Genomic DNA, 7,752 nt, shown 5'->3' on the forward strand with positions numbered 1-7,752 from the left:
CCTACCCCTCTCTCTGCGTCGGCCGCTTCCGCTGGGGATACGAGACCGGGCTCGGCCTGGGCCGGCACCTGCCGGCGGCGCCGGCCCGGCGAGATCCGCCGGGCAGGCCTCAGGGGCGCTGGGAACTCCCCAGCGCGGCAGAGAGCTTGGCGCGCAGGACGCGGACGGCCGGGGACTGCTCGCCGGGGCGGCCGACGAGGCCGAGGCAGGAACGGACGGCGGCGTCGGCGATCGGGACGGTGCACAGGCCGGGGCCCTCGACGGACGAGGGGCTGAGCACCGCGACGCCGGCGCCGCGTTCGGCGAGGCGCAGGACCGTCGCCGGGGAGCTGGCGTCGATGTCCACGCGCGGGTCGAGGCCCTGCTGCGCGCAGGACTGCTCGTAGGCGGCGCGGATGCCGGTGCCCCGGGAGAGGCAGAGGATCTTCTCGCCGCGCAGGTCGGCGAGGGTCAGTCCGGGCCGGTCGAGCGGGTGCCCGGCCGGGACGACGGCGGCGACCTGCTCGTCGATGACGATGTCGACGTCCAGGCCCGTGGCCGCCTCGCCCGCGTAGCCGATCAGGGCAAGATCGAGGGCGCCCGACAGGACCTGCGCCTGGAGCAGGTCGGAGTGGCCCTCGTGCAGACTCAGTTCGATACCGGGGTGGGTGCGGCCGAGGTCGGCGACGGTGTCCAGGAACGGCGGGATCGAGCAGCCCATGATCATGCCGAGGCGGACCCGGCCGCGTACGGCGTCGGCGTACTCGGCGGCGGTGTGGCGGATGGCGTCCAGCGTGGCCAGGGCGCTCTTGGCCAGCGGGAGGATCGCCTCGCCGGCCGGGGTGAGCCGGACCCGGCGGCCGGTGCGGTCGAGCAGCTGTTGGCCCAACTCGCGTTCCAGCTTGGCGACCTGGGTGCTGACGCCGGACTGGCTGACGTGCAGGTGGGCTGCGGCCGCGGTGAAGGAGCCTTCGTCGATGACGGCGGCGAAGTACCGCAGCTGGTGCATCTCCATATCTGATGATGATAGCTGGCATTCGATCCATCTGTTGGACGGATGGACCGGGCGACGGAAGGATGGAGGCATGACAACGACGAAGAACGCACGCGAGCTTGCCGAGACCTACTTCACCGCCTGGGAGACGGGCGACTTCGAGACCCTCCGGGGACTGCTGGCCGACGACGTCGACTTCGTCGGGGCACTGGGGACGGCCACCGGCGTGGAGCAGGCACTGGCCGGGCTGCAGGGGCTCGGGCGGGTGCTGGAGAAGATCGACGTGAAGATGCGGCTCGCCGAGGGCGACGAGGTGATCACCTGGTTCGAGCTGAACACCAGCATCGCGGAGCCGACCCCGACGGTGAACTGGATGCACGTGGAGAACGGGAAGATCGCCCGGATCCGGGTCACCTTCGACCCGCGCGCCCTGCTCGCCGGATTCGAGAAGAACAGCTGAGCGGGGAGAGAGCGAGAGCGAGCTTGGGGAGCAGGAGGGCCGTGGTCGACGGGGGTGACGACGGCCCTCCTCTGCGTGTTCCTACACGTCCTCGTCCGGCGGGGTCGCGCGGAGGGCGGTGACCACGCCCAGCGCGACGGTCGCGAAGGCGAGGGCGAGGAGGACGGCGAATGCCGTACCGATCAGGAATCGCACCAGGTCTCGCGGTCGGCATCGAGGAGGAGGGTGAGGAGATTGAGGAGGGTCGAGGCCGGGGCGGTGCCGAAGCGGACCAGGACCCGGCCGTCGAGGGTCCTGTCGGTGCCGGCCGAGGGCCAGATCAGGCCGAACTTCTTGCCGCGCTCCTGGACTTCGGCCAGGAGGGTGCGGATGTGGTCGTCGGTGTAGTTGCGGATCCGCGGGTCGGTCGGCTTCATGGGGTGACGGTTCACGCGGCACCGTCCAGCTCGAACCAGACCGACTTGCCGCGCCCCTGCGGGTCGACACCCCAGCGATGGGTGAGGCCGGCGACCAGCTGGAGGCCCCGGCCGGACTCGGCGAGGAGGCCCCGCGCCTGCGGGCTCGGAACCGCCGGGCTCTCGTCCGTCACGGAGACGCGGAGCGAGCCGTCGACGGAGATGATCTGGACGATCGGCGCGGGGGTCGCGCCGTGCCGCCAGGCGTTGACCAGGAGTTCCACGAGCGCGAGCTGCGCGTCGAAGATGGTGGAGGGGGACCAGCCGACGCGGGTCATGGTGTCGCCGAGGGACTGACGGGCGATGGCGATCGAGGGCGTGTTGAGGTGACGCATGGGACTTCTCCCGAGGCGTGAGTGAGGGAAGAACCGGCGGAACACATGTCGCCGTGAGCCAGGCCAGGAAGATGGGCATGGCTGCTCTGCGGTGCTTGCTAGCAGGCGTTACTGACGATCCGTCGGATCGAGGTGAGGACGACGATAGCGCAGAACTACTTAAATTTAGGTAGTTCTGGCAATGGTTCCCCCTCCCGAGGGACGGATGGCCCCATCGGGCGCCATCGAGGCAGACTGAGCCCATGCCTGGTCGCCAGAACCCAACCTTCCGTCAGCGTCGCCTGGGCGCCGAACTGCGAAAGATGCGCGAGCAGAGCGGCCTCGGCGGCAGCCAGCTTGCCCGCGCGCTCGGAGTGAGTGCTGCTCAGGTGACCCAGATGGAGAACGGAAAGACCAGCGTCAACGTCGATCGGCTCCGGTCCTTCTCAGCCGCCTGCAAGTGCCTGAATCCACCCTTGATCGCAGCCCTGGAAGCCATGGCTCAAGACCGCTCCAAGGGCTGGTGGGAAAAGTACCGGGGCGCGGTCCCGGAGGGCGTCCTTGAGAACGCAGAGTTCGAGAAGACCTCCCGCGAGCTCATGATGTGGCTCCTGACTCACATGCCCGGCCCCTGCCAGACCCTCGACTACGCCTCAGCCGTCTTCGGGCGCGTCTTTCCACCACTACCTCAACACGAGCTGGAGACTCGTACCGCGTTCAGGATGGAGCGCAAATCTGAACTGCGCCGCGACCCGAAGCCCCTGACCTTCTTCATCTACGAGTCGGTGTTGTGGACACGTTTCGGAGGCACACCAACCCTCAAGGACCAGCTTTCATCCTTGCTCAAAGACTCCGAGCTGCCCTGGATGACCATTCGCGTCGTACCGTTCGACATCGAGACCTTCCCCGGGCCAGCCGAGAACCTCACGTACGCGTTCGGCGCGGTGCCTGAACTCGACACCGTCGAACGGGAGTCCTCCCACGGCCCTGAGTACCTCGATGCGGTCGCTGAGCTGACCAGCTACCGGGCCATCTTCGAACGGACCGAAGCATCAGCGCTGAGCGAGGATGCCTCTCGCGACTTGATCCGCAAGATCGCGCGAAACCTGTGAAAGGGCCGGATATGACGGACACCGAGTGGCAGAAGTCTTCCTTCAGCGGAAACGTCGAGAACTGCGTAGAGGTCCGTGCCGTCGACGGAGCGGTCGAACTCCGCGAGTCCGACGAGGGCCACATCATCCTCCGCACCACCCCCGCAGCCCTCGCCGCGCTCCTCCAGGGCGTCAAGGCCGGCGAATTCGACCACCACGCCTGACGCGCGTGCCACCTGCACCCAACCCCCGGGGGGGCATCATGCCTAACGTCCAGTGGCAGAAGTCCAGTTACTCCGGATCAAGCAACGCGTGTGTCGAGGTCCGTTCTGCGGATGGAGCAGTCGAACTCCGCGAGTCCGACGAGGGCCACCTCATCCTCCGCACCACCCCCGCCGCCCTCGCCGCGCTCCTCCAGGGCGTCAAGGCCGGCGAATTCGACCACCACGCCTGAACCCCGGCGGCCCCTCGCGCCCACTTCGCGCGAGGGGCCGCAAGATCAGCCTTACCTTGCCCACTGACGAGGCTGATCCCCTCCCGCCCCAGCAGGTTGGCGAACGTCTCACAGTAGCTCGGCTCCCCCACTGAAAGGCCCACGATGACCGACAGCGAGTGGCAGAAGTCCTCCTTCAGCGGCAACGCCGAGAACTGTGTCGAGGTCCGTTCTGCGGATGGAGCAGTCGAACTCCGCGAGTCCGACGAGGGCCACCTCATCGTCCGCACCACCCCCGCCGCCCTCGCCACCCTCCTCCAGGGCATCAAGGCCGGCGAATTCGACCACTACGTCTGACGCGCGTGCCACCTGCACCCAACCCCCCGGGGGCATCATGCCTAACATCCAGTGGCAGAAGTCGAGCTACAGCGCAGCAAACAACGAGTGCGTGGAGGTACGCGCCGTCGACGGCGCGGTCGAACTCCGCGAGTCCGACGACGGCCACATCACCCTCCGCACCACCCCCGCCGCCCTCGCCGACCTCCTCCACAGCGTCAAGGCTGGCGAATTCGACCATCACACCTGAACCCCAGAGGTCCCCTCGCGCACCTCCGCGCGAGGGAACCTCAACACCACATCCGGCGCCGGACGGAATCCTCAATGCGCCTCGCGAAGCGCGCGGGCGGCCCTGACGATCACGCGATGGGCAGCCGGGCCGTAAACGGCACTCTCCGCCAGCGCCTCCCATGCCCGGACGTGAAGCGCAACATCCGCCGGATCGTCCAACCACATCTCCGCGTGCCAGGACTCAGTCACGACCAAGGTGTCGTCGTGAATCGAGAATCCCACTCCCACGGGAACTCGCAGATCAGCGCCGAAGGGCACGATCCCGAGTCGTACGTTCCCGTCCGCCAACCATGGAACAAGCCGCTCCAACTGGTCGGCCAGCACAGTCGGAGGGCAGAGACGGGATACGACCGCCCCTTCCCACACAAGGAAGTGAAACGATCGAAACCGATCCTTGAGCACCTTCTGCCGTTCCATGCGGGCGACCACTGCAGCCTCGACGTCACGGATCGACGGATGGATTCCGGCGTAGCGGGTGAGCACCGCACGGGCATACCCGGCTGTCTGAAGCAGGCCTGGAATCAAGGTCGGATCGAATGACCGACGGTCACTGGTTCTCTTCCCCTGTGCGGCATGCGTCTCCTGCACCGGCCTCACACCGCCAGCAAGCTGGCGCCGCCACGACCGGTACTGCGTCTCTACCGTCCTTAGCCTGCCCACCAGTTCCGCTGCGGCATCGGGCCTGCCCACACCCTCAGCCCAAGCGACCACATCGGCCCTGGTAAGCGACTGCCTCCCGTTCTCCACCTTGCTGACCTTCGACTGCGGCCAACCGAGCCGCGCGGCCAGGACGCGGCCGGACAGGCCGCTCTCGGCGCGAAGCTCGCGCATCCGGGCACCGAGAGCAGACCGCGCATGTCGAAATTCGGAGCTCACATGCCGGAAGGTACCTGAGCCCTGAACTCCTCGTAGCGCGTTGCGTGGTGCCAAGCGGCATCACGGGCCTGGCAGGCTCGCAGGACCTCCAACGGGTCGGTGACCAGCTCCATTCCCACGGTGCGCTCCCCTTCGAAGTGGAAGCGCGCGACCGTACGCGAGTCGAAGAGCCAGAAGTCCGAAAGCCCGGCCAGCCCCGCCGACTCGGCGTCCGACCGCCACATGCACCGGATGTCCTCACCGGCGGCCACGTTGGTCCGGGCACACGCCAGCAGATACCGCTGCCCCTCGGTCGGCGGATTGTCCACCAGGCGCACCCGCTCGAACCTCTTGCCCTTGTTCACCATGCGGCGCACGTTCTCGAACCACGGGTGCCCGACCTCGCCAGCGGTGTCCCCCGTGCGCAAGAACTCCGCGTAGGAGGGCATCTGCTTGTCGGAGAGGTATCCGGTCCTGGTCTCCAACCGCCAGGCGGTGTGCTCGAATCCGTCGTTGATGAACTCGGTGATCTTCTGCTGGGGAACGAACTCGGGCACGGGCGTTGACTCCTTCGGCGCGAACCTCACGAGCAGTTCACGGGGAACGACTACAAAGCCTTCATCGTCCTTCACGTACTTGAGCTGCGCCACCTCCTCGGGTTCCGTCACGGCGTACCCCTGCACCACCACCTCGCCGGTGTCCACGTCCTCGTACAACGTCGGACAGTCACCGACTCCCGAGGTGCTTCCCATGACCCGCAGCCGCCTTGCCATGGCTCTCCCTTCTCCCACAGTCAGGAAGATCCCATCATCGGCTCCACGTGACGTTCCGTCAGAGGTGATTCTCGATTATTCGCGGGCTCGACCAGCCCGAGAACGTGTCCCTCTACCTGCGCGTCTGGGAGACCTTGGCCGCCTCCGCCGTCTACGGCGCGGACGCCCACAAGGTGATCACCCGCTGTCGCCGGGCGCTCGGCGCCCTCTGAAGAATCCTCGCGAACCCCGCCGGCCCGCGTCCGGAATATTCGAGAATCGCCCACCGTCCCGCCCGCTCCGCCGCCCTACCGTACTTCTCAACGGCGGTATTCGACACCGCCGTTGAAAGGGGAATCACATGCCCGTGTTCGACAACGGCAAGCACGGCGGCGGGTCCGGCTCCGGCAGCGGCGGCGGCCAGCAGGACGACAGCAGCAGCGGCAACAAGCACGGTGGCGGCGGCAGCGACGAGGGTGGCAACACCTCGGACGGCAGCGGCCCTGCGTCGGGCGACTGACGCGTGATCGAGCAGCAGGATGCGGAGGCCGGCCGGGCCCGGCTGGCCTCCGCGCTGATCGCGAACGGGTCGCTCATCTCGGACTGGCTCTCCACCTACGACGCCGTCCCCCGTCACTGGTTCGTCCCGGACCTCGTCTGGCCCGGCAACGGCGACGGTGTCCGCCAGGGCGACGCGGTGAACAGGCACGCCGATCCGGCCGACTGGTGGCGTGCCGTCCACTCCGACATCCCGCTCACCACGCAGTGGGACGACGGCGACCACACCGGGGAAGGCCGTGGCACCACCCCCACGTCCTCCAACTCCATGCCGACCATGGTGTTCTCGATGCTCGCCGCCCTGGACGCCGAGCCCGGTGACCGGGTGCTGGAGATCGGCACCGGCACAGGTTGGAACGCCGCGCTGCTCTCCCACCGCCTCGGTTCCGGCAACGTCGTGTCGGTCGAGGTGGACGGGGACAACGCCGCCGAAGCACAGCTCCGGCTGAAACGTGCCCGGTACTCGCCGACGCTCGTGGTCGGCGACGGAGCGATCGGGCACCCGCCCCGCTCGCCGTACGACCGGGTGATCGCCACGTGCTCGGTCGGCCGCATCCCGTCCGCCTGGATCGAGCAGACCCGCCCCGGCGGGCTGATCGTCGCCCCCTGGGGGCCCGAGTACGGCGGGGAGGCGGTCGTCCGGCTCACCGTCGGCGACGACGGCACGGCGAGCGGCCGGTTCGTCGGATCATCCGCCTTCATGCGACTGCGCCAACAGCGCGCCGCCCGCCCCGGCAGCCTGGAGTACCTGTCCGGGCCGTGGCCGGCGGACGGCACCGCCTCGGTGACGGACCTCTCTCCGGAGGACGTCGGCGGCTGGGCGGCCATGTTCGCCATCGGGGCGCAGGTGCCCGGGGCCTTCCCGCTCGTCGAGCGCTACGGCGACGGCTCCTACACCCTCTGGCTGCACGACACGGCCGTGACGTCCTGGGCCACCGTCGACTGGGAGCCCGGCCGCACCGCGTACGAGGTCGTCCAGTCCGGCCCCCGCAGCCTCTGGGACGAGGTGCGGTCCGCCTGGCGCTGGTGGGACGACCGGGGCCGCCCCGGCTTCGAGCGCTTCGGTCTCACCGTCACGCCCGACGGCCGGACGGTGTGGCTGGACTCCCCGGACAACCCGGTGCCCTGCCGGGGTTGAAGTCACCAACCGGAGTGGGGGGGGGGGGCCCCCCCCCGGCCCCCCCACCCCCCCCCCCCCCCCCCCCCCCCCCCCCCCCCCCCCCCCCCCCCCCAC

Annotated in this window: 13 protein-coding genes; 8 read left to right on the forward strand and 5 right to left on the reverse strand. The window is 68.8% G+C overall.

Going from position 1 to position 7,752, the window contains the following annotated elements:
• Positions 1-109: 109 nt before the first annotated feature.
• A complete protein-coding gene (locus ACFV0O_RS32160) occupies positions 110-994 on the reverse strand; it encodes a LysR family transcriptional regulator (RefSeq protein WP_380347294.1) in 885 nt (294 codons plus the stop codon).
• A 70-nt stretch (positions 995-1,064) separates the two neighbouring features.
• Between ACFV0O_RS32160 and ACFV0O_RS32165 the strand changes: the two genes are divergently transcribed.
• Positions 1,065-1,433, forward strand: a complete 369-nt coding sequence (locus ACFV0O_RS32165; protein ID WP_380347295.1) for a nuclear transport factor 2 family protein — start codon at positions 1,065-1,067, stop codon at positions 1,431-1,433.
• Positions 1,434-1,615: 182 nt separating this feature from the next.
• On the opposite strand, the gene ACFV0O_RS32170 is transcribed toward ACFV0O_RS32165, so the two are convergent.
• Both ACFV0O_RS32170 and ACFV0O_RS32175 read right to left on the reverse strand, forming a co-directional pair.
• Complete coding sequence (locus ACFV0O_RS32170; protein WP_380347296.1) at positions 1,616-1,849, reverse strand: hypothetical protein; 234 nt, start codon at positions 1,847-1,849, stop codon at positions 1,616-1,618.
• Between the two features lie 11 nt (positions 1,850-1,860).
• Positions 1,861-2,223, reverse strand: coding sequence for an ATP-binding protein (locus ACFV0O_RS32175; RefSeq protein ID WP_380347297.1), 363 nt, complete (start codon positions 2,221-2,223; stop codon positions 1,861-1,863).
• 242 nt (positions 2,224-2,465) lie between these two features.
• On the opposite strand from ACFV0O_RS32175, the gene ACFV0O_RS32180 reads away from it, so the two are divergent.
• From ACFV0O_RS32180 to ACFV0O_RS32200, 5 genes are all read left to right on the forward strand, one after another.
• Positions 2,466-3,314, forward strand: a complete 849-nt coding sequence (locus ACFV0O_RS32180; protein ID WP_380347298.1) for a helix-turn-helix domain-containing protein — start codon at positions 2,466-2,468, stop codon at positions 3,312-3,314.
• A gap of 11 nt (positions 3,315-3,325) precedes the next feature.
• A complete protein-coding gene (locus ACFV0O_RS32185) occupies positions 3,326-3,517 on the forward strand; it encodes a DUF397 domain-containing protein (RefSeq protein WP_380347299.1) in 192 nt (63 codons plus the stop codon).
• A gap of 38 nt (positions 3,518-3,555) precedes the next feature.
• Positions 3,556-3,747: a DUF397 domain-containing protein gene (locus tag ACFV0O_RS32190; protein ID WP_380347300.1), complete on the forward strand. Its 192-nt coding sequence runs from the start codon at positions 3,556-3,558 to the stop codon at positions 3,745-3,747.
• A 144-nt stretch (positions 3,748-3,891) separates the two neighbouring features.
• On the forward strand, positions 3,892-4,083 hold the full coding sequence (locus ACFV0O_RS32195; protein WP_380347301.1) for a DUF397 domain-containing protein: 192 nt from the start codon (positions 3,892-3,894) through the stop codon (positions 4,081-4,083).
• Between the two features lie 37 nt (positions 4,084-4,120).
• Positions 4,121-4,312 (forward strand): DUF397 domain-containing protein, encoded by a 192-nt coding sequence (locus tag ACFV0O_RS32200; RefSeq protein ID WP_380347302.1) that lies wholly within the window; start codon positions 4,121-4,123, stop codon positions 4,310-4,312.
• Between the two features lie 71 nt (positions 4,313-4,383).
• Here the strand turns inward: ACFV0O_RS32200 and ACFV0O_RS32205 are convergent, their stop codons facing one another.
• Both ACFV0O_RS32205 and ACFV0O_RS32210 read right to left on the reverse strand, forming a co-directional pair.
• The gene (locus ACFV0O_RS32205) at positions 4,384-5,229 is read right to left on the reverse strand and encodes a helix-turn-helix domain-containing protein (protein ID WP_380347303.1); all 846 of its coding nucleotides are present in this window, start codon (positions 5,227-5,229) and stop codon (positions 4,384-4,386) included.
• Positions 5,226-5,981 carry a DUF6879 family protein gene (locus tag ACFV0O_RS32210; RefSeq protein WP_380347304.1) on the reverse strand — a complete coding sequence of 252 codons (756 nt, stop codon included), beginning with the start codon at positions 5,979-5,981 and terminating at the stop codon, positions 5,226-5,228. The genes ACFV0O_RS32205 and ACFV0O_RS32210 overlap by 4 nt, the downstream gene beginning before the upstream one ends.
• A 340-nt stretch (positions 5,982-6,321) precedes the next feature.
• Here ACFV0O_RS32210 and ACFV0O_RS32215 point away from each other — a divergent pair, with 340 nt between their 5' ends.
• Both ACFV0O_RS32215 and ACFV0O_RS32220 read left to right on the forward strand, forming a co-directional pair.
• Complete coding sequence (locus ACFV0O_RS32215) at positions 6,322-6,480, forward strand: hypothetical protein (RefSeq protein ID WP_350525143.1); 159 nt, start codon at positions 6,322-6,324, stop codon at positions 6,478-6,480.
• Positions 6,481-6,483: 3 nt separating this feature from the next.
• Positions 6,484-7,656, forward strand: coding sequence for a methyltransferase domain-containing protein (locus ACFV0O_RS32220; protein WP_380347305.1), 1,173 nt, complete (start codon positions 6,484-6,486; stop codon positions 7,654-7,656).
• Positions 7,657-7,752: the final 96 nt, after the last annotated feature.

This window comes from Kitasatospora sp. NPDC059577 (assembly GCF_042735475.1).
GTDB lineage: Bacteria > Actinomycetota > Actinomycetes > Streptomycetales > Streptomycetaceae > Kitasatospora.